Genomic DNA, 19812 nt, shown 5'->3' with positions numbered 1-19812 from the left:
GAGATCGCGGATAAGGTCGAGAGAAGAACGCGTGGCGCGAGAGCGCCTGGTTATCTGCGTGGCTCGGGCCAGGGCGGCCCTTGTTGCTTGTCCGGCATCGAGGATTCCTTGCATTTGTTAATGCAGGCAATCCCTGACCGGCTCAACCGGAAAAGTTGCCTGCTCTTTAGAACAGTCTCGGTGTGCCCACCCAGACGACCACCGACTCGATACGCGCGGTGTTCATCCAGCTATGCGGCACCGTCGATTCGTAATGCGCGCTGTCTCCCGCGTGCAATACGAACGTCTTGCCTTCCAGCGTCAACGACACTTCGCCGTCGATCACGTAAATGAACTCTTCTCCGGCATGCGTCGTGACCTCGGAGCGCTTCTGCCCTGGCGGCATCCTGACGAGGATCGCTTCGAGCTGACGACCGCCCGTCAGATTGGTCAGCCGCGCGAACAGATTGGCCGAATCCGCAAAACCGAAAAACTTCAACTGATCCCCGCGACTCACGCAGCGTTCCTCGCTGGGTGTGTCGACGAAATACTGCACCGTTACGCCAAGCGCGCCGGCAATCCCGGCCAGCGAAGTGATGGACGGTGAAGCCAGGCCGCGCTCGACTTGCGACAGGAACGGCTTGGAAATACCCGCCGCGGTTGCCGTGTCATCCAGCGTGCGCTTGAGCCGTTGCCGCAGCGCGCGGATCTTGCTGCCTAGTTCAAGTGCCGGATTGCTCTTTTGAATTGTCGTGACCATAGCAGGAGGAAATTAGCCCGTCAAAATTTGTTTGATATAAGTAAATATGGTTTGATCGCGGCTTGGACCGAGGCGCGGGCGATTGAACCCCTGGTCGTGGAAGGAACCGCTTTTAGAGACAGGCTCTATGTTGCCAGAAGCGAACGCGGCTCCCGCCAATTCGGCTTTGGCGATGCCGAAAACAGCAGTGTTGCAAAGGGTGACGGCATTTATGCTGACTGAGTATTAGCGGGAATAAACGCATCGCGTCTTGAAGGGCGTATGCCGGGTAAACGCCGCGAGCGAGAACAAAAAAATGGCGCGCCGTTTCACACGGCGCGCCATTTTGCAATTACCCGCAGCGCGTCAGCGCCGCGTATCCAACGCTCTACTCCGGCATCTTTCTGAACGAAACCGCAATCCGGTTCCAGCCGTTGATCGCGATGAGCAACAAGGTCAGATCGCTGATCTCCTGATCGGTGAAATGCGGTTTGACCGCTTCCCACACCGCGTCCGGCACATGGGTTTGCGCGACCAGCGTGACGGCTTCCGTCCATTCGAGCGCCGCGCATTCGCGCTCGGTGAAGAACGGCGCTTCACGCCAGGCGGCTATCGTGGCGAGACGCCGGTCGGTTTCGCCGTGCTTGCGCGCGTCCGTGACGTGCATGTCGAGGCAGAACGCGCAGCCGTTCAGTTGCGACGCGCGAATCCGCACCAGTTCCGCAAGCGTCTTGTCGACCGTGCTTTTGCCGATGGTTTCCTCGAGCGCGAGCATCGCGCGCGTGCCGCTCGGGTTGGCCTTGTAGAAGTCGAGACGTGCCTGCATGAGTTTCTCCTTTCGTAAATGTCCGCTCGTGGCGCGACGACGGAGGTAAGCTTACGATCGCCATTGGTCTTTCGGAATAACCATTTTCTGGATATTCGAGGTAACCACTCAAATGGAAATCCACATCGCCGTCGAAGGGCATCACGATCTGTCGGGACAGATTTATCGGCAGTTGCGCGCCGGCATTCTCGAAGGACGTCTTGCCGGCGGCACGCGCTTGCCGTCCACGCGCGATCTCGCCACGCAACTGGGCGTGTCGCGCAAGACCACGCTCGACGTATTCGAGCGGCTTCTGTCCGAGGGCTATCTCAGCGCTCGCGCGGGTTCGGGCACCTTCGTCGCCGACGGCCTGGAGCGTCTGCCCTCGGAGCGCTCGCCGCACGCGCGGGCCGCCGAAGCGGCCCGCGAACGGGCCAAGGCGAGGGCGAAGGGCGCGGCGCGCGCGCAGCCGCTGTGGGAAGCGATGCCCGAGACCCTGCCGTTGCCGCGACCTTCGGTGAGGTCGCCGCAAGACTTCGTCGGCGGCGCGACGGACAAGACGCTGTTTCCCTTCGACGTCTGGCGCCGCTGCGTGAATCACGCGTTGCGTGCGCAAGCGCGCGCGCCGGGCACCTATCGCGATGCGGCGGGCGAGCAGGAGTTGCGCCTCGCGATCTCGCGCTACCTCGCGTTCAACCGCGCGGTGTTGAGCAACTGGGAAGACGTGATCGTGACGCAAGGCGCGCAGCACGCACTCGATCTGATGGCGCGCATCACGTTGCGCCCCGGCGAGATCGCGGCTGTCGAAGACCCCGGCTATCCGCCGGCGCTCGCGTGTTTCAAAGCCACGGGCGCGCGCGTCGCGCCGGTGCAGGTGGATGGCGAAGGGCTGATCGTGAGCAAGCTGCCGGACAAGGCGCGGCTCGTCTACGTGACCCCTTCGCATCAGTTTCCGCTCGGCATGCCGATGAGTCTGGAGCGGCGCGTCGAGTTGCTCGAATGGGCGCAGAAACGCGGCGCGGTGATCATCGAGGACGACTACGACTGCGAGTACCGTTTCGAGGGCCGTCCGATGGAGCCGCTGAAAAGCCTCGATCGCGCCGGGCTCGTCGCCTACGTCGGCACGTTTTCGAAGACGATCTTTCCCGAGTTGCGGGTCGGCTACATGGTGCCGCCGGCTTCGCTGTTCGGCGCGCTCTTCAAGGCGCGGCAGATCGCGGACTGGCACGGCTGCACGCTCACGCAAACCGCGCTTGCGTCCTTCATGCTCAACGGCGACTTCGCCAAGCATCTGCGGCGCACGCACAAGGCGTATGCGGCGCGGCGCGCGATGTTGCTGGAGCATCTGCGCGGCGGCCTCGCGCCGTGGCTGGAACCGATCGTGCCGACGGCCGGTATCCACATGGCTGCGCGCCTAAGAGCGCCGTTGACGGAGCAGGCGGTCGTGGGCGCGGCGCGTGAAGCGTCGATCGGTCTGTACGGAATCGCGCCGTTTTATCAGCGCGTGAAGCCGCAGGCAGGCTTGATATTCGGCTATGGCGCCATCGCCGTGGAGCACATCGACGCGGCGCTCACGAGGCTCGCGCAGATACTTCCGCGCCTTGTGCGCTGATCGTCTCGCGAAGAAAACACCGCTATTCATGCAGTGAAATGGCTTGTAACGCGCGTTACGAGTTCGTATCGCCGACCTCGCGAGACTCGCTCATGGACAGGTTTACCCGCTAAAACAAGCATCAAAATGCGTTGCGCAGTCTGCGCCACGCAACAAACCTTGGCCGTTATACATAAAAGAGTCGCGCAAATCGTGTGAGCGCTTGTAGAATCCGGCGTTGAAGCGTGCACATACCGTGTGCGCTTCGTGCAATTCACTGACCACAACAGGTAGGAGAAACATGCCGACTTCCGCAAAAAAGGTGGCCAAGAAGGCTGCCCCGGTACCGACCAAAAAGGTTGCTGCAAAGAAAGCCCCTGCGAAGAAAGCCGTCGCAGCTAAGAAGGTCGCCGTGAAGGCGTCCAGCGCACCGTCGCCGATCAAGGACACCTTCACGAAGGCCTCGCTGGCTGCACACGTCGCTGAACGCGCCGCGGTGGAACCGAAGGCTGCCAAGGCCGTGCTGGCCGCGCTCGAAGACACGATCCTCGGCGCCGTGCACAAGAAGGGCGCTGGCGAATTCACGCTGTCGGGTCTTCTGAAGATCGTCGTGCAAGCCGTGCCGGCGAAGAAGCGCCGCTTCGGCAAGGACCCGTTCTCGGGCGAAGAGCGTTGGTTCCCGGCCAAGCCGGCTAGCGTGCGCATCAAGGCACGTCCGCTGAAGAAGCTGAAAGACGCTGCCGCAGGCTGATCGCGCTTCATGCGTTGGCAGGGGGTTAACGCCACGGCGCTTAACCTTCGCTTAACCTTCGCTTAACCTTGTTAACGTCGCGAGGTTAACATTGCGAAGTTAAGTCGCTTAACGCTTGAGCCGATCCCTGGTGCAAGAAGCTGTCCGAATCCCCGTGGGTGCAAATCCACGGGGATTTTTCATGCGCGTGCGAAGCAGCTTGCGAATTCCGCCGCCGCGCCAGGATGCATTCTCCTGAGCGCGCACCGCCGTCGCCGGGCATGCACCGTACTAGCGCATCATGGGCCGCCGCAGTACGATGGCGACGAGGGCCATGCCGGTCGGATGCGCTGTTCGCGTGCATAGTCAGCGTTTCACGCGCGGGCAAGCCCAATGGCATAGCGCTTGCTTCAACGATTGTCGAACACCGAATGCGCAGCGCATTCGCCTTCTATCCGACAACAAGAGCGGGGCGTGACATGCGATGCTATGACGAGATGCGTCATCACGACGATGCCGTGCGGCCACACTACGCACGCTTCGAGCGATGGCTGGTGAAGCAGGGTAATGAAGCGATCGCGCGCAAGCGCGCGGAAGCCGACCTGCTGTTTCGCCGGGTCGGCATCACCTTCGCGGTGAACGGCGACCTGTCGGGCACCGAACGGCTGATTCCCTTCGATCTGATTCCGCGCATCATTCCGCGCAGCGAATGGCAGACACTCGAAGCCGGTTTGCGCCAACGGGTGCGGGCACTCAATCTGTTCATCCACGACGTCTATCACGAGCGCAATATCGTGCGCGCCGGCATCGTGCCGGCCGAGCAGGTTTATACCAACGCGCAGTACCGGCCGGAGATGCAGGGCGTGGACGTGCCGCTCGGTGTTTACGCGCATATCGCCGGCGTCGACGTGGTGCGCGCGGGCGACGACGGTGCGTTCTACGTGCTCGAAGACAACCTGCGGGTGCCGTCGGGCGTGTCGTACATGCTCGAAAACCGCAAGATGATGATGCGGCTGTTCCCCGAACTGTTCGTGCAGAACCGCATCGCGCCGGTCGCGCATTATCCCGATCTGCTGCTCGACACGTTGCGCTCCGTCGCGCCGGAAGGCGTCGACGATCCGGTCGTGGTCGTGCTCACGCCGGGCATGTACAACTCCGCGTATTTCGAGCACACGTTCCTTGCGCAGCAGATGGGCGTGGAACTGGTGGAAGGCAAGGATCTCTTCGTCGACGACAACTACGTGTTCATGCGCACCACCCAGGGGCCGAAGCGCGTGGACGTGATCTACCGCCGCGTCGACGACGATTTTCTCGACCCGCTCGCGTTTCGCAACGATTCGGCGCTGGGCGTGCCCGGCTTGCTGACCGCGTATCGCGCCGGTCGCGTCGCGCTGGCGAACGCGATGGGCACCGGCATCGCCGACGACAAATCGATCTACCCGTTCGTGCCGGAGATGATCGAGTTTTACCTCGGCGAAAAGCCGATCCTCAATAACGTCCCCACGTTCCAGTGCCGCAAGCCGGACGATCTGGCCTACACGCTCGCGCATCTGCCGGAACTGGTCGTCAAGGAAGTGCACGGCGCGGGCGGCTACGGGATGCTGGTGGGACCGGCTTCGACGAAGGCCGAAATCGAGTCGTTCCGCGAGCGCCTGATCGCGCGGCCGGCGGGTTATATCGCGCAGCCCACGCTGGCGCTTTCCGCGTGCCCGACGTTCGTTGAGTCGGGCATCGCGCCGCGCCATATCGACTTGCGTCCGTTCGTGCTGTCCGGCAAGACCGTCACGATGGTGGCGGGCGGCCTGACGCGCGTGGCGTTGCAGGAAGGCTCGCTCGTCGTCAATTCGTCGCAGGGAGGCGGCACCAAGGATACCTGGATGGTCGACTGACGCGGTTGCCGTCGCGGTTGCCCGTGCCGCTGCATTTCATGCCGCGATTCATGCGGCGGTTCATGCAGTGCTTCACGCAACCGCGCCCGCAGCCCAACGCGCCGGCCGGCGCTCGACGCGCCGCCGGCGCACACGGATAACCAGCGCGGACCCTTTACCTTTGCAAAGGTCCCGCGTCATCAGATACGGAACGCCGTCATGCTAAGCCGCACCGCCGATCACCTCTTCTGGATGGCCCGCTACATGGAGCGCGCGGAGAACACCGCCCGCATGCTCGACATCAACCTCAAGGCGCTGCTGTTGCCGCAGACGCCCGAACAGGAGGCGCGCGCGCAACGCTCGGTGCTGCGCATCTCCGAACTGGAAAGCGCGTTCTCGCAGCGCTACGACGAACCGACTCGCGAGCACGTGCTCGATTTCATGGTGGCGGATGCGACCAACCCGTCGAGCATCCATTCGTGCCTGCATGCCGCGCGTGAGAACGCCCGCGCCGTGCGCGGCACCTTGACCACCGAATGGTGGGAAACCATCAACGATACGTGGCTCGAATTCAACGAACGCGCGGCGTCAGGGCAAGCCGCGAGCAATCCGGGCGCGCTGTTCGAGTGGGTCAAGTTCCGCTCGCATCTTTCGCGCGGCGTGACGATCGGCACCGCGCTGCAGGACGACGCGTTCTTCTTCACGCAGCTCGGTACTTTTCTCGAGCGCGCGGACAACACCGCGCGGATTCTCGACGTGCGCTTTGCCGACGTCGAGCCGAATTCACGCGACGCGGCGCGCCAGCTCGAAGACTTCTATTACTGGACCTCGATCCTGAGTTCGGTGTCGGCGCTGGAAATCTATCGCAAGGTGTATCGCGACGTGGTCACGCCGGCGCGCGTGGTCGAACTGATGATCCTGAATCAGCAAATGCCGCGTTCGCTGCTTGCGTCGCTGGAAGGCGTCTGCGCCAATCTGGCGATGCTGCGCACCTCGGGCTCGAACCAGTGCGAGCGGTTTGCCGGCAAGCTGCGCGCCGAACTGCTGTACTCCGACATCCGGCAGATTTTCGAAACCGGCCTGCACGCCTATCTGACGCAGTTCCTTGCTCGCGTGTTCGAGCTCGGCAATCTGGTTGCGCGTACCTATCTGATGCTGCCAGTCGCCTGACGGAGTTCTTTTTATGTACCTGACGATCCGCCACGACACTTCCTATCGCTACGAAGCGACTGTCCATTACTCGATCCAGCAACTGCGTCTGACGCCGATGAGCGGCGCCTCGCAGGTGGTGCGGCGCTGGAGCATCGACGCGCCCGGCAAGCTCGACGCGACCTTCGACGCCTACGGCAACGCGCTGCACACGCTCGTGATCAACAAGCCGCATAGCGAGATTCGTCTGCACGTGTCGGGAGAGGTGGACACGATTCCGCTCGTCGACGGCTATCTGCCCGACGGCGTGGGCCCGATTCCGCTCGAGCATTTCACCTGCGCCACGCGGCTCACCGAAGCCGATGCGGCGATCCGCGAACTGGCCGATTCCGTGCCGAGCCTCGCGAGTTCGAGCAATCTGATCGCGCTGTCCGAACAGATTCTGCAGCGCGTGAAGTACAACCCCGGCATCACCGAGGTCACCAGCACCGCCGCGCAGGCGCTCGAACTCGGCAACGGCGTGTGCCAGGACCATGCGCATCTGATGCTGGCGTGCTGCCGCGCGCGCGGCGTTCCGGCGCGCTACGTGAGCGGCTACATCGAACCGGGCGACGTTCCGCATGCGGCGAGCCACGCATGGGTCGACGTGTGGCTGGAAGGCAAGGGCTGGATTTCCGTCGACGTCACGCACGCGGCGTTTGCCAGCGAGATCTACTGCCGGCTCGCGGTCGCGCGCGACTATGAAGCCGCCGCGCCGGTGCGCGGCCGGCGCATCGGCGGGCTGGAAGAACAGCTCAAGGTGTCCGTTACCGTGAGCGCGCAACTGTCGCAATAGCGGCCGGCGGCCGCGGAGGGTGGCGTGCTCCCGGCTTGCCGGGGACGCCGGCGAGCGCCAGCCCTCACAACCATTCAGTTTGGACCTGCAAAGGCCGTAATACGGCATGGATGCGCGTGCGCGCCGCATTACAATAGCGCCGTTCAGTCGTTTTTTTGCGGGTACTTCCTATGACTTATTGTGTCGCGATGTCCGTCGAAGAAGGGCTCGTGTTCCTCTCGGACACGCGCACCAATGCGGGCGTCGATCACATCAGCACCGCGCGCAAGATGTCGGTGTTCGAGCAGCCCGGCGAGCGCATGCTCGTGCTGCTTGGGGCCGGCAATCTGTCGCTCACGCAGGCGGTGCTGCACGAGTTGTCCGAGCCCGTGGATGCTTCGCAGCCGACACTTTGGAGCGCGCCCACCATGGCCGACGCCGCGCGCGTGATCGGCCGCGCGGTGCGTTCCGTGCATCAGCGCGAGGCCGAGGCGTTGCAGGAATTCGGCGTCGACTTCAATTGCAGCTTCATTCTCGGCGGGCAGATCGCCGGCAACCGGCCGCGCCTGTTCATGATTTACGCGGCGGGCAACTTCATCGAAGCGTCGGCCGTGAATCCGTATTTCCAGATCGGCGAGGCCAAGTACGGCAAGCCGATCATCGATCGCGTGTTGACGCCGTCCACACCGCTCGACGAAGCCGCCAAGTGCGCGCTGATCTCGATGGATTCGACGCTGCGCTCGAACCTGTCTGTCGGGCTGCCGCTCGATCTGCTGGTCTACGAAAAGGACGCGCTGTGCGTCACGCGTTTCGTCTCGGTCGACCACGACAACGCGTACTTCGAGATGATCCACCGCACGTGGGGCGAGCGGCTGCGCCAGGTGTTCGGCGAGATCCCCGATCCCGACTGGCAGGCTTCGCCCAATGTGCCGCTGTTGCAGCGCGAGCGGGCGCTAGTGCTGCACCGCGCGCCGGTGGGCGCGGATGGTATCGAGCATGAGTTCGACGCCACGCCTGCGCAGACGTTGGCGCAGGCGGACAAAGGCAAGGGGCAGCGGCGGTAGCCGGTTAACTATGACCGCGCTTGCCGGCTCTCGGCGGCGCGAATTGGATCAAGGTCGTCACGGGTCTTATCCAGGGCTTGCTGGCGGCCTTTTTTGTTTCCGTCGCGGATCTTGCGGCGCGAAAGCGGCGCTTCCTCAGGTTAAGCGCCGTGCCCGGGCCAGTGCACACCGCGCGCACCCCAACCACGGGACGAAAAAAACCAGCCACGGGCTTTCGCCCGTGGCTGGTTTTCAACTGCGTGTTGCTTCAGCAGTCCGTCAAGCTCGATTAGAACTTGTGGCGGATGCCCAGGCTGACGATCTCTTGCGAGCTGGTAGCCGAGTTGTAGCCATACGAGCCGATTGCCGCGCCGGCGTTGACCAGCGTGCCGTCCGAAGCACGTTGCTGGCCGCTTGCGTGTTGATACGCGCCGACCAGGTAGATGTCCGTGCGCTTCGACAGGTTGTAGTCGCCGCCGATGGAAGCCTGGTGGTACGTTGCGCTCGAGTCGCCGTTGGCCTTCGTGTACGTGTAGCCCACGCCAACCAGCATGGCCGGCGTTGCCTGGTAACCCAGGTATGCGCCGATGACGTGGAACTTCTCGGTCGAACCGAAGCCCGAGTTCGCGTCCGGCTTGTACTGTGCGTTGCTGTAACGCACGTTGGCCGTGAACGGACCTGCCACGTATTGCGCAGCGACCGAAGCGATGCCGATCGACTTGGCAGCGGCGTATGCGCCGTTGATCTGGTTGTCGAACGTGCCGTCCGACGTGCTGCCGTTCCAGCCCGGCGTGCCGGCCACCGTGCGGCTAGCCAGCGTGTTGCCGTTGTTGGCGCGGAAGTAGCCCGCTGCCACGCTGAACGGACCCGTTGCGAACGTTGCGGCGCCCGACCACGTTTGGCCCGAACCCGTTTGACCGGCCACGCCGCCGAATGCGTACATGCCTTCGAACTGGAAGCCGCCCCACACCGGCGAGGTGTACTTGACGGCGCTATTCGTGCGCGAGGAGTTGTCGTTGTTGTCGACGTCGCCCGGCGTGGTGAAGGTCGAACCGAAGTAGTTGTCAGCCGTCAGCGGTTGAACGAGGTCGACCACCGGATCGTACTGACGACCCAGCGTGACGGTACCGAACGAGTCGTTCGTCAGACCGACATACGCTTGACGACCGAACATCTTGCCGCCCTGACCGAGCCTGCCGCTATTGATGTCGAAGCCGTTTTCCAACTGGAAGATCGCCTTCAGACCGCCGCCCAGGTCTTCCGTACCCTTCAAGCCGAAACGGTTGCCTTGCAGGTTGCCGCCCACCAGGCCGACCTGGTTGCTGTTCTTGCCGGAAGCGTCGACGGTGTTGTGTGCGTACTGGATCGATTCATCGATCAAACCGTACAGGGTAACGCTGCTTTGAGCATGTGCCACGCCGGTGACGCTCAGAAGCGCCAGCGAGAGGGTAGACAGTGCGAGTCGTTTCATCCATTTCTCCACGCAGATGATTGGTTTCGTTGTTGCGAAAAGGAGAATAGCTCACCGGCTCTATCGGCACGAACTGGAAAAAAAAGAGTGTCGCCAAAATGTGACAAACAGCGGAAAGCCTTGTATTTACAGCGCGTTAAGAATTGTTGCCATTTGAGCAATAGTTATTCGTTGACTGAGCATTATTGTTGTTTTCCTGACAGTGGCGGCTGCACTACCTCCACTTTGGGTAGAGATTTGAAGGTTGTTTGTAATCTAGTCGTCTAACTGGAGGCCCTGGTCGCTAGCGTCGCTATCAAGAAGGCGGCGTGCTTCGTTTGATGAGCGTGCTGGACAGACTTCCAGCGTTGTGCGTTGGTGCAATTCATCAGCGGAGCGACGGCTCAGCAGGTCATTGCCGACGCGTGTTCTCGTCCGCGTGGCGGCGGCGTGCCAGCGCCACGGCGGCCAGCCCCGAAGCGGCTGCGAGCAGCACCGAAGTCCACGGGTGCCGCTTGACGTAGCGGTCGGCCGCGGCCGCCTTGCGACCGGCTTCGAGCAGCGCTACCGCGGCGACACGGATGGCCTGTTCCTCGGCGAGGGCAACGCTGCGGCTGAGCTTGGCCGCAGCCGTGGTCACACTCGCCGAACCTTGCTTGCGCGGTCGCACGCGTAAACCCGAGCCTGCCGATGCGTCGGCAAGCGCCCTGGCGCTCGACGTGCGGACTGTCCGCGCCGCGCCATCGGCGGCGGCCGCCTCGCCCGTTCGTGGCGCCGCATCATCCGCGGATACCGTCGACGCCGCCAGCACCGAAGCGAGCTTCGCGCGGCTGCCGGGCGGCGTGTTGTCCTGCATGCCCCAGCCTCCGCGCGGATCGTGCATGCGCCCGCGCGCCGCCGAGAACTCCGCGCCGAGCAGGAGCACGGCGGCCGAGAAATACAGCCACATGAGCAGCACGGCGAGCGAACCGGCCGCGCCGAACGAACTGGTGATGCCGGCGTGCGCGAGATACAGCGCGAACAGCTTCTTGCCGGCCGAAAACAGCACGGCCGCGACGATTCCGCCGACCAAGGCATCGCGCCAGCGCACGTGCGCGTCCGGCAGAAATTTGAGCAGGCCGGCGAAGGCGAACGCCAGCACCACCAGACCGACGCTGAGTTGCAGCAGATTGCCGATCACCACATAAGGCGAGTCGCCCCACAGCCACTTGCCAACGAACGTGATGACCGTATCGAGCACCAGCGACACGATCAGCAGAAACGCGACGCCGAGCACCAGCCCGAACGAGATGAGCCGCACGCGCACCAGCGCGACGAGGCTCGACCAGCGCGGTCCGGTATACGGCCACACCACATTGAGCGCGCTATTGAGCGACGAGAACGTGGCCGACGCGCCAATCGCCAGCATCGTGAACGAGATGATCGCCGCGACGCCGCCCGCGCTGCCGCTGTGATGCGCGTTCTCGACGATGGTCTGGACGCCCGCGGCGGCCTGGTCGCCGAGCAGGCCGTGAATGTGATCGAACAGTTCGCCGCGCGCGGCTTCGGCGCCGAAGAACCAGCCGGCCACCGCGATTACCATGACCAGCGTCGGCGCGAGCGAGAAGGCCGCGTAGAACGCGATGCTGGCGGCCATCGCGGCGCAGCGATTTTCGGAGAACTGCCTGAAGGCGCCGATTGCCCAGTTGGCCTGCTTGCGTGCCACGAGTTGCAGGTGCTCCGCGGAAAGCGTGTCGATATCCATGATCGTCGTTCTCGATGAGTCCGTCCTCGCGGCGGATGCGGCGTGCTCGCGTGGTGAACTCACCTCGGCGCGGCGTTCGCATCCTGCCTTTCGCAAGCCTTATGCCTGTGACTATAACAAGCGCCGTCAGCGGGACGTGCCGTTAGAATGCCGGGAATCCTTGCTCCCTCTGATCACCATGCACTCGCACGAACTCGTACAGCAACTCGACATCATTGCCGCGGAGAACCTTGGCGCGCATTTGCCGGCGCACGTCGTCGCCCAGTTGCCGGCACGCGGTGTGACCGTCTTCGCCGTCAGCGACGACGCCTCCGACACCGCCGAATTCAGCGCACGCTATGGCTTCGGCCTGGAGGACTGCGCGAACACGATCGTGATCCGTTACAGGAAGGAGGGCGCCGAACACTACGCGGCGTTGGTCTCGCTGGGTTCGCTGCGTCTGGACATCAACGGCGCGGTGAAGACGGCGCTCGGCGCGCAGCGGCTTTCGTTCGCCAAACGCGAGGCCGCGGTGGAGCATAGCGGGATGGAGTTTGGCGGCATTACGGCTTTCGGCTTGCCGGACGACTGGCGCATCCTGGTCGATGCCGCGGTGATGGAGCGCTCGCAGATCGTGATGGGCGCGGGCGTGCGCGCCGCCAAACTGCTGCTCGCACCCGAGGTGTTGCGGCAGTGGCCCCGCTGCGAAGTCGCCTCGCTGACGGTGGCGCCCGAGTAAGGTCACTCGAGCTTGTCACGCAAGCTCGCCGCGTAGATCGCTCACGCGCCGGCGAAATAGCCTTCGAGAATATCCGCCACGCGCCATAGCGAGCATGGCCGCCGGCAGTGGCCGTCGAAACCGCCTTGTTTCAGCGAGCCGATCGGATCGAGCGGCCAGAGGTTGCTCATGGCGAGCAGCAGTAAGTCGGCGTTCGATGGGTCGGCGCGCACCGCGCGCGTGAACTGGTAGTCCGAGGCGGAGTCGAGCCGCGTATCGAGCAGGATCGCATGCGGCTTCCACCGGTTCATGAAGGATTTCACCTTCGGCAGGTCGGCGGCGTAGATCGCCTCGTAACCCTTTAGCGACAGCAGCAGCACCAGCGATTCGCCGATCGCCTTGTCGCGATGCGCGACCAGCACGCGGCGCGATAGCGTCGGCTGTACCGCGCTGCGGCGCTTCCAGATTGCAAACTCGGTTTCATCGTCAAGCGAGACCCGTCTTGTCACAATGGACTCCCCGGAAGACCGCGCACCGAAACGTCCAATGTAGTGAAAACAAAAGTCCGTGGGGAGTCTTATCGCGATCTTTCTCGACTATTACGTTTGGTCAGCGTTCGCATAACAGCTACGCGAACTCGATACCGGCCCGGGTCAGCAAGTGCCGGTTGCGAGCGGAGAGATTCTTCATACGGAGTTGCTTGCCGGCTTTTCGATAGCGTTCGTAGAGACCTTGCAAGGCCGCCAGCGCGGAATGATCCGCAAGCAGCAACTGACTGCAATCGATCGTGACGTGGCCGGGATCGCCGGCCGGGTCGAAAAGCTCGTGAAAGCGCGTGGTCGATGCGAAAAACAGCGTGCCGCGCGGCAGGTAGACCTTGTCGCCGGTGTGATCCTCGACATGCGCGTGAATTTCGCGGGCATGCTGCCATGCGAAGCTGAGCGCGGCGATCACGATGCCGCACAACACGGCGATCGCGAGGTCGGTGAACACCGTGATGATCGTGACCGCGACGATCACCAGCGCGTCGTTGCGCGGCACCTTGCCGAGCACCCGCAGCGAACCCCACGCGAAGGTTTGCTGCGCGACCACGAACATCACGCCGACCAGCGCCGCCAGCGGAATCCGCTCGATCAGCGGCGACAGAAACAGGATATACATCAGGATCATCACGCCGCTGACGATGCCCGATAGCCGCGAGCGGCCGCCCGAGTTCAGATTGATCATCGTCTGCCCGATCATCGCGCAACCGCCCATGCCGCCGAACAGACCCGAGGCGATATTCGCCGCGCCCAGCGCGAGACATTCGCGGTTCGGCTGCCCGCGCGTTTCGGTGATCTCGTCCGTCAGATTGAAGGTGAGCAGCGTTTCCAGCAGACCGACGGTCGCCATCAGCACCGCGTAGGGCAGCACCACCTGCAAGGTGTTCAGATCGAGCGGCACGTCCGGCATGCGCAGGCTCGGCAGGCTGCCGGCAACGTGCGCCATGTCGCCGAGCGTGCGCGTGGGCAGATGCAGCCACTGCGTGAAGAGTCCCACGCCGACGATCGCCACCAGCGCGGGCGGCGCGGCGCGTGTGAGCCGCGGCAGCAGATAGACGATCAGCATCGTGAGCGCGACGAGACCGCACATCGTCAGCAACGCGCCGCCGTGCAGCCAGGGTTCGCCTTGCGGCGTGCGCTGCCTGAAGTGCGCGAGCTGCGCCATTGCGATGACGATCGCGAGCCCGTTGACGAAACCCAGCATCACCGGATGCGGAACCATGCGGATCAGCTTGCCGAGCCGCAACGCGCCGAACAGCACCATCAGGATGCCGCTGAGGATCACGGTGGCGAGCAGATATTGCGCGCCATGCTGCACGACGAGCGCCACGATGACCACCGCCATCGACCCGGCCGCGCCGGAAATCATGCCCGGCCGCCCGCCGAACAGCGCGGTGAGCGTGCAGATGAAGAAGGCGCCGTAGAGGCCCATCAACGGATTGAGGTGGGCGACCAGCGCGAAGGCGATGCATTCGGGCACCAGCGCGAACGACGAGGTCAGACCGGCGAGCACATTGCTCCGGATGCCGGGAAGGTTGGCGAGCCAACTTCGAGTGGGACTAGCGGTGTTCATCTTCAACGATACGGGAAGCGGGCGCAGAAACGGCGTGGCGATGCACGCGGCCCGACATGGGATGGCTGCCTCGGCCTGAGACGACGATGGCCGGGCAAGCGTGCGAAAGGCGCGGATTTTACAGCAGTGCGGCCCTTGCGGCCGTGAAGGCGGGCGACGCCTGGTGAGAGGCGGGCAAGCCCGCCGCCTGAAACGCCACGCGGCCGCTGAGACGGCCGCGCGGCAATGAGCGTATTCGCTCAGATCATCAGACGTGAAATCTTGGTGCCTTCGAGCGACACGCCCGCCATCAAGCCCGCGTTGGTGAGCACGAAAGCTTCGACCGGGCTGGTGGCGGTGGAGGTGTCGACCGCGCCGTTCGCGCCCACGTTCAGCACGGCGACCGTGGCATCCGCGCCTGCGGCCCAGCCCTGGCTGCCGAGGAATTTATCGAGCGCTTCCTGCGTCATGAACAGGAAGATCAGCGCCTTCGACTGCGCGCCGATCTGCAAGCCGAACGAGCCCGCCACCGTGCTGTAGTAGCCGGCCGTGCGGCCGCCCACGCGCAACGCGCCTTCGCCGTACTGGCCGCCGACCCAGAAGCCCGCCGAGATGACGGAGGGAAACACCAGCACGCCGCGCGCCTTGGCGACGAGTTCACGCGAGCCATTGACGTTCGTATAGAGGCGCGAAAGCGTGGAGTCGACACCCGCATTGATCGTGTCGCGCTTGCTCGCATTCACCGCCGACGACGAACTGGACGATGGCGAGGTGGTGGTGCAGCCGGCGAGGCCAAGGCCGGCGGTGGCGAGAGCCGCGCTGGTGGTCATGATGAATTGTCGTCTGCGCATGATTGTTCTCCGGGTGCGTTCGTGTTCGTTATAGGAAGTTCGGCGTTGCTGTCCGCGCTAGGCCGCGCGCGAGCGCGCCGGGCCAAACGTGTGACGCGTTAACCGGGCAGCAGTTCCCGTGCCCGGCGCGCGGCATGACCTCGCGGCATGCGCTCAACGCCCCGCGCGGCGGCGAAAACCCCACCATCCGGCGAGCGCGGTGAAGCTCACCACCATCAGCACCATGACCCAGAAGCCGTGCCGGTTTTCCGCGAGCGGAATGCCGCCGACGTTCATGCCGAACAGCCCGGCAATGATGTTGATCGGCAACGCGAGCACCGTCACGAGCGTCAGCGTGAAGAGCGTGCGATTGCTTTGCTCGGTGAGCCGCGCGGCGATCTCTTCCTGCAGCAGCTTGATGCGCTCGGCAAGACCGGACAGGTCGCCGAGCACCAGCGAGAATTCTTCCGTCGAGTCTCGCAGACTCTGCACGTCCCGCTGCGAGAGCCAGATGGGCGGCCTCACCAGCAGCCGGAAGATCGAACCGGGCTCGGGCGCCAGCAGTCGTTGCAGGCGCACGAGCACGCGCCGCATCGCGCCCAGGTCGCGACGGTTGTCGAAGGTTCTGCGGGAGAGAAACTGATCCTCGAGCCGGTCCACCTCGGTACTGCTTCGGCGCACGATCGTGACGAGCAGATCGGCCTGGTCGCGCAACAGGTGAATCAGCAATTCGGCCGGCGTTTCGAAGATTTCGCCTTCGCGCACCGATGCGCGCAGGCGGTCGACGGAACGCAGTTGCTTCAGCCGCGCCGTGATCATGATCCGCTCATGGGTGTAAACCCATAGCGTGGCGATGTCGGACGGCGTTTGCTCGAAATCGAACATCACGTCGTTGACCACGGCGAGCAACGCGCCATGTTGATGTTCGATCCGCGTCGAGTGCGAGCCTTCGCGCAATGCCTCGAAAAAGGTCTCGGGCAGGTCGAGATGCGCGCGCATCCACTTTTCGCTGGACACGTGCGCGAGATTGAAATGCAGCCAGAGAAATTGGCCGTCGCCCCTGGACGGTTGCGGCACGGGTTGATTCCTGTCGTCGTCAGCGACGCCGGCGTGCTCGCGCGCATTGTCGGCGAGCCATTGGGCGGCGCCGTCCGTGTCGATCGATACGCCGGGCTCGCCCGCTGAAAAACGGAAGCCGCACACGAGGCCCGAGCGATCCGCACCATAAGTGACAGGCGCAACATTCAGGTTCATAAGCCGTTCGAGAAGAGCGTTCCACAGCCGCGCATTCTGACACATCATATTGAGCTGGTGTCCGCCGCACGGGCCTCGAGAGGATGGCGGCGGACACGCCGGTGTCACGATCGCGGTGTAGGGCGCTCGTCCCTTCGGCCTTTGCCTTTAGCGCACGGCTGGCTGAATGTTCTGGTTGTGACGGAACAGGTTGTGCGGATCGTAGCGGCCTTTCACGGCGACGAGGCGCTCGTAGTTCGGGCCATACGCATCGGCCACCCGGCCGCCTTCTTCCTGCGTCATGAAGTTGACGTAGACGCTGCCCAACGCGAACGGCGCGGCGGCGTCGAAGAACGCGCGCGCCCAGCCGATGCAGCGCTCGTCATCGCTTGCGTCGTCCCAACGGCCATGCACGTTCATCGCATACTGCGTGTCGCGGCTCGAGTAGGCGGTGGCCTCGACCGGCACGCGGCTGGTCTGCGCGCCGATCTGACCGAAAAAGATCTCGCATTGCGGCGACGGCAACGTGTCGATCGCAGCGAGCAGCGCATCGATCAACCCGTCTTCTATGACGCCGATATTGTGCGACTTCCAGTAATTGCGCGCGCCCGGCGTGAGCAGTGGATCGAACGCCTGTTGCCACATCGCGTAGGGCATTGGTCCCAGATGTTCGCCGACGGGTGTGCCGAAGCCTCGCACGAACTCGACGGCGAGCGGTCCGTTGTCGACCGGGCCGGAGTAGCACATGGCGAATACGATCACCGGCTTGCCGTGCGCTTCGGGCGGCAGAAACGGTAGCGGCGGCGCGAGCCGCAGCACCGCCCATACGCTCAGATCCTCGGGCATGTCGGCCGCCGCCGCGCGGTATTGAGCGAGGGCGTCCCTCGCCTGATCGAGCGGCAGCACGACGAGGCCGCCGTATACCAGCGGGCCGACCGGATGCAGCGCGAATTCGAAGAGCGTGACGACGCCGAAATTGCCGCCGCCGCCGCGAATCGCCCAGAACAGATCTTCGTGCGAATCGGCGCTTGCGTGGAGCAGCTCGCCGTCGGCGGTGACGATGTCCGCGGATAGCAGATTGTCCACCGTCATGCCGTATTTGCGGCTGAGCCAGCCGAAGCCGCCGCCGAGCGTCAAGCCCGCCACGCCCGTGGTCGAGTTGATGCCGAGCGGCGTGGCGAGGCCGAACGCCTGCGCCTCATGATCGAAGTCGGCGAGCGTCGCGCCCGGTTCGACGTAGGCGCGTCGCGCCGCCGGATCGATACGCACGGATTTCATCGGCGACAGGTCGATCACCAGGCCGTCGTCGCACAACGCGCTGCCGGCGATGTTGTGGCCGCCGCCGCGCATCGCGAGCGGCAGGTCGTTGTCGCGCGCGAAGGCGACGCCGCGGCGCACGTCCGCGACGCCCGCGCAACGCAGGATCATCGCGGGGCGTTTGTCGATCATTGCATTCCAGATGCTGCGGGCTTCGTCGAAGCCCGCGTTGTCGGGCAGCAGCAGTTCGCCGCGCACGGCCGTTTTCAGTTCGTCGATGGCGCTACTGGACACCTGAGCCATGGCACACCTCGTGAGATAGTGGAAGACGCTCCCGGCGCACTATTCAGCCGATCAAATCAAAAACGAATATGCGTTGGGCAATTTGGTCTGTTTCAGTAAACGGGCCGGCATCCTTAAGTCAAACATAGGTTTACCCGCGCTTTGCGCCGCCGCTGTGCGAAGCTCATGCAGCAAGCGTCCGCGGGGCGCGCGGTCACTGCAGCGTGTACCGGTGGCGTGGATGATGGGAATGCTTCGGAAAAAAAGCGGCGAGGCGAACTCATCGGGCATGCCGCCTGGCAATGACGTGTCCGCGTTTTCATTGGCTCGGTGTTTCTCGTGCGTTGGCGAAGTCCAACGATAGATGGCGCGATAACAGTGTGGAACGCTCTGGTGTCGGCTGTCTGTGGGATTGCTCTCACTCGCGCTATCGCAATCCACCTGCTGTGTTCGGATAAGTACTTATCGAAGCGATCCGACTAGCCATAGCCCACTTATTTTCCTGTACGTGTCGGCACTCGCGGTGCGAGATCCGTTGCAGCGATTCGATTCATTCGGCGACGCAAAAGCCGGAAGTAAAGGTAATGGCTCGGATTGCGTATGCAGCAGAACGTATAGCGGAATCCGCGAATCCGGCAATTGACGATTGCCGACATTCCCATTGCGAAATTAATGGAAACGCCTCGGCGGTATCGCATTGCGTGGGCTAACGCACCGTCACTCGATGACGCTCCGCATAACTTTAGCCTCCATCAGGCCCTGATGCGTGCGTTAGCGGTTTTGTTCGCGCATCGCTAGTCGTTTCTCTCGGATCACCTCGAATCGGAACGGGATTTTCCGCGAGAAAGAAGATGCCGGATGCGATGCGTTCCGCTGTAACGCGAGGCAATGCCGACTGGGCTTTGAAGTTTCATTTTGCACAGTGAGCTGAGATTCACTCGTTATCCAGTCCGGTCTTTCGATAAAAAAATGGGGAGCATGAAATGAAAAAGCAAAACGGGGACGCGCGGGCGTTGGGGACGCGCAAGGCGGTATTGGCGGCTGCCGTGAGTCTGTATGCGGCGATGGCGGGCGCTGAAACTAATCCTGCATTATTTGCCGCACCGCCGGTCAGTCCGGCGGAGATGATCGTCGCGCAAGCATTGCCAATCGATTGCCCGATGTTCGACACGCCAGGTTGTAAGCAGGAAGCCGATAGCTTGTCGACGTCTGTCGGAATCGGCGTGGCTGCCGCCGCGGCTGAGGGTCCGGGTTCAGCGGAGGCCGGAGGGGCTCCGGGCAGTGATGGAAGTGGGACCGCGTCGGCAGGCTTGGGAGCGGGCGGCGCGCGAGGAGGCGCGAACTCGGGGGCGGCAGGAGTCGGTGCGGGGAGTCCGGGTAGTGGGGGGCAAGGAGGCGTGGCTGCGGGTGGTGGGGGCGGCGGTGGTGCGGGTGCGGGCGATGGGGGAACAGGAAGTGGTGGGGTTGGGGGTGGTGGGGTTGGGGGTGGTGGGACTGGGAGTGGTGG

Annotated in this window: 17 protein-coding genes; 8 read left to right on the top strand and 9 right to left on the bottom strand. The window is 63.7% G+C overall.

Features of this window, described 5'->3' with window-relative positions:
• Positions 1-166: 166 nt before the first annotated feature.
• Entirely contained in the window at positions 167-739 is a 573-nt protein-coding gene (locus BUE39_RS31240; protein WP_073432490.1) for a cupin domain-containing protein, read from the bottom strand.
• 367 nt (positions 740-1106) lie between these two features.
• A complete protein-coding gene (locus BUE39_RS31235) occupies positions 1107-1544 on the bottom strand; it encodes a carboxymuconolactone decarboxylase family protein (RefSeq protein WP_073432489.1) in 438 nt (145 codons plus the stop codon).
• Positions 1545-1656: 112 nt separating this feature from the next.
• Between BUE39_RS31235 and pdxR the strand changes: the two genes are divergently transcribed.
• The 7 genes from pdxR (at position 1657) to BUE39_RS35775 (ending at position 9011) form a co-directional block, all read left to right on the top strand.
• Positions 1657-3135: a MocR-like pyridoxine biosynthesis transcription factor PdxR gene (gene pdxR, locus BUE39_RS31230; RefSeq protein ID WP_073432488.1), complete on the top strand. Its 1479-nt coding sequence runs from the start codon at positions 1657-1659 to the stop codon at positions 3133-3135.
• A 280-nt stretch (positions 3136-3415) separates the two neighbouring features.
• A complete protein-coding gene (locus BUE39_RS31225; protein ID WP_073432487.1) occupies positions 3416-3865 on the top strand; it encodes an HU family DNA-binding protein in 450 nt (149 codons plus the stop codon).
• 458 nt (positions 3866-4323) lie between these two features.
• Positions 4324-5733, top strand: a complete 1410-nt coding sequence (locus BUE39_RS31220; RefSeq protein WP_073432497.1) for a circularly permuted type 2 ATP-grasp protein — start codon at positions 4324-4326, stop codon at positions 5731-5733.
• Between the two features lie 198 nt (positions 5734-5931).
• Positions 5932-6882 carry an alpha-E domain-containing protein gene (locus tag BUE39_RS31215; RefSeq protein ID WP_073432486.1) on the top strand — a complete coding sequence of 317 codons (951 nt, stop codon included), beginning with the start codon at positions 5932-5934 and terminating at the stop codon, positions 6880-6882.
• A gap of 13 nt (positions 6883-6895) precedes the next feature.
• A complete protein-coding gene (locus BUE39_RS31210) occupies positions 6896-7696 on the top strand; it encodes a transglutaminase family protein (protein WP_073432485.1) in 801 nt (266 codons plus the stop codon).
• Between the two features lie 170 nt (positions 7697-7866).
• Entirely contained in the window at positions 7867-8739 is an 873-nt protein-coding gene (locus tag BUE39_RS31205; RefSeq protein WP_073432484.1) for a proteasome-type protease, read from the top strand.
• Positions 8740-8759: 20 nt separating this feature from the next.
• Complete coding sequence (locus BUE39_RS35775) at positions 8760-9011, top strand: hypothetical protein (RefSeq protein ID WP_114163842.1); 252 nt, start codon at positions 8760-8762, stop codon at positions 9009-9011.
• Here the strand turns inward: BUE39_RS35775 and BUE39_RS31200 are convergent.
• Positions 9008-10189 carry a porin gene (locus BUE39_RS31200; protein WP_073432483.1) on the bottom strand — a complete coding sequence of 394 codons (1182 nt, stop codon included), beginning with the start codon at positions 10187-10189 and terminating at the stop codon, positions 9008-9010. The genes BUE39_RS35775 and BUE39_RS31200 overlap by 4 nt on opposite strands.
• Positions 10190-10580: 391 nt before the next feature.
• Positions 10581-11912, bottom strand: coding sequence for a YihY/virulence factor BrkB family protein (locus tag BUE39_RS31195; protein WP_073432482.1), 1332 nt, complete (start codon positions 11910-11912; stop codon positions 10581-10583).
• A 178-nt stretch (positions 11913-12090) separates the two neighbouring features.
• Between BUE39_RS31195 and BUE39_RS31190 the strand changes: the two genes are divergently transcribed.
• Positions 12091-12630: a YbaK/EbsC family protein gene (locus BUE39_RS31190; RefSeq protein WP_073432496.1), complete on the top strand. Its 540-nt coding sequence runs from the start codon at positions 12091-12093 to the stop codon at positions 12628-12630.
• 41 nt (positions 12631-12671) lie between these two features.
• On the opposite strand, the gene BUE39_RS31185 is transcribed toward BUE39_RS31190, so the two are convergent.
• The 5 genes from BUE39_RS31185 to BUE39_RS31165 all read right to left on the bottom strand — a co-directional run bounded on the left by BUE39_RS31185 (position 12672) and on the right by BUE39_RS31165 (position 18326).
• On the bottom strand, positions 12672-13118 hold the full coding sequence (locus tag BUE39_RS31185; RefSeq protein ID WP_073432481.1) for a response regulator transcription factor: 447 nt from the start codon (positions 13116-13118) through the stop codon (positions 12672-12674).
• Positions 13119-13236: 118 nt separating this feature from the next.
• Positions 13237-14724 (bottom strand): SulP family inorganic anion transporter, encoded by a 1488-nt coding sequence (locus BUE39_RS31180; protein WP_073432480.1) that lies wholly within the window; start codon positions 14722-14724, stop codon positions 13237-13239.
• A gap of 239 nt (positions 14725-14963) precedes the next feature.
• Positions 14964-15554, bottom strand: coding sequence for a BPSL1445 family SYLF domain-containing lipoprotein (locus BUE39_RS31175; protein ID WP_073432479.1), 591 nt, complete (start codon positions 15552-15554; stop codon positions 14964-14966).
• A gap of 153 nt (positions 15555-15707) precedes the next feature.
• Positions 15708-16787 (bottom strand): transporter, encoded by a 1080-nt coding sequence (locus BUE39_RS31170; RefSeq protein ID WP_073432478.1) that lies wholly within the window; start codon positions 16785-16787, stop codon positions 15708-15710.
• Positions 16788-16934: 147 nt separating this feature from the next.
• Complete coding sequence (locus tag BUE39_RS31165) at positions 16935-18326, bottom strand: FAD-binding oxidoreductase (RefSeq protein ID WP_073432477.1); 1392 nt, start codon at positions 18324-18326, stop codon at positions 16935-16937.
• Positions 18327-19812: the final 1486 nt, after the last annotated feature.

Origin of the sequence: Paraburkholderia terricola (assembly GCF_900142195.1) — a bacterium.
Classification (GTDB): domain Bacteria; phylum Pseudomonadota; class Gammaproteobacteria; order Burkholderiales; family Burkholderiaceae; genus Paraburkholderia; species Paraburkholderia terricola.
Note: the sequence above shows the minus strand (reverse complement) of the source record. Positions and strands in the feature narration are given on the sequence as shown.

Bases quoted from the DNA above. Each gene is read 5' to 3' on its own strand.
- BUE39_RS31240 (WP_073432490.1), bottom strand. From the start codon at position 739: ATGGTCACGACAATTCAAAAGAGCAATCCGGCACTTGAACTAGGCAGC.
- BUE39_RS31235 (WP_073432489.1), bottom strand. From the start codon at position 1,544: ATGCAGGCACGTCTCGACTTCTACAAGGCCAACCCGAGCGGCACGCGC.
- pdxR (WP_073432488.1), top strand. From the start codon at position 1,657: ATGGAAATCCACATCGCCGTCGAAGGGCATCACGATCTGTCGGGACAG.
- BUE39_RS31225 (WP_073432487.1), top strand. From the start codon at position 3,416: ATGCCGACTTCCGCAAAAAAGGTGGCCAAGAAGGCTGCCCCGGTACCG.
- BUE39_RS31220 (WP_073432497.1), top strand. From the start codon at position 4,324: ATGCGATGCTATGACGAGATGCGTCATCACGACGATGCCGTGCGGCCA.
- BUE39_RS31215 (WP_073432486.1), top strand. From the start codon at position 5,932: ATGCTAAGCCGCACCGCCGATCACCTCTTCTGGATGGCCCGCTACATG.
- BUE39_RS31210 (WP_073432485.1), top strand. From the start codon at position 6,896: ATGTACCTGACGATCCGCCACGACACTTCCTATCGCTACGAAGCGACT.
- BUE39_RS31205 (WP_073432484.1), top strand. From the start codon at position 7,867: ATGACTTATTGTGTCGCGATGTCCGTCGAAGAAGGGCTCGTGTTCCTC.
- BUE39_RS31200 (WP_073432483.1), bottom strand. From the start codon at position 10,189: ATGAAACGACTCGCACTGTCTACCCTCTCGCTGGCGCTTCTGAGCGTC.
- BUE39_RS31195 (WP_073432482.1), bottom strand. From the start codon at position 11,912: ATGGATATCGACACGCTTTCCGCGGAGCACCTGCAACTCGTGGCACGC.
- BUE39_RS31190 (WP_073432496.1), top strand. From the start codon at position 12,091: ATGCACTCGCACGAACTCGTACAGCAACTCGACATCATTGCCGCGGAG.
- BUE39_RS31180 (WP_073432480.1), bottom strand. From the start codon at position 14,724: ATGAACACCGCTAGTCCCACTCGAAGTTGGCTCGCCAACCTTCCCGGC.
- BUE39_RS31175 (WP_073432479.1), bottom strand. From the start codon at position 15,554: ATGCGCAGACGACAATTCATCATGACCACCAGCGCGGCTCTCGCCACC.
- BUE39_RS31170 (WP_073432478.1), bottom strand. From the start codon at position 16,787: ATGAACCTGAATGTTGCGCCTGTCACTTATGGTGCGGATCGCTCGGGC.
- BUE39_RS31165 (WP_073432477.1), bottom strand. From the start codon at position 18,326: ATGGCTCAGGTGTCCAGTAGCGCCATCGACGAACTGAAAACGGCCGTG.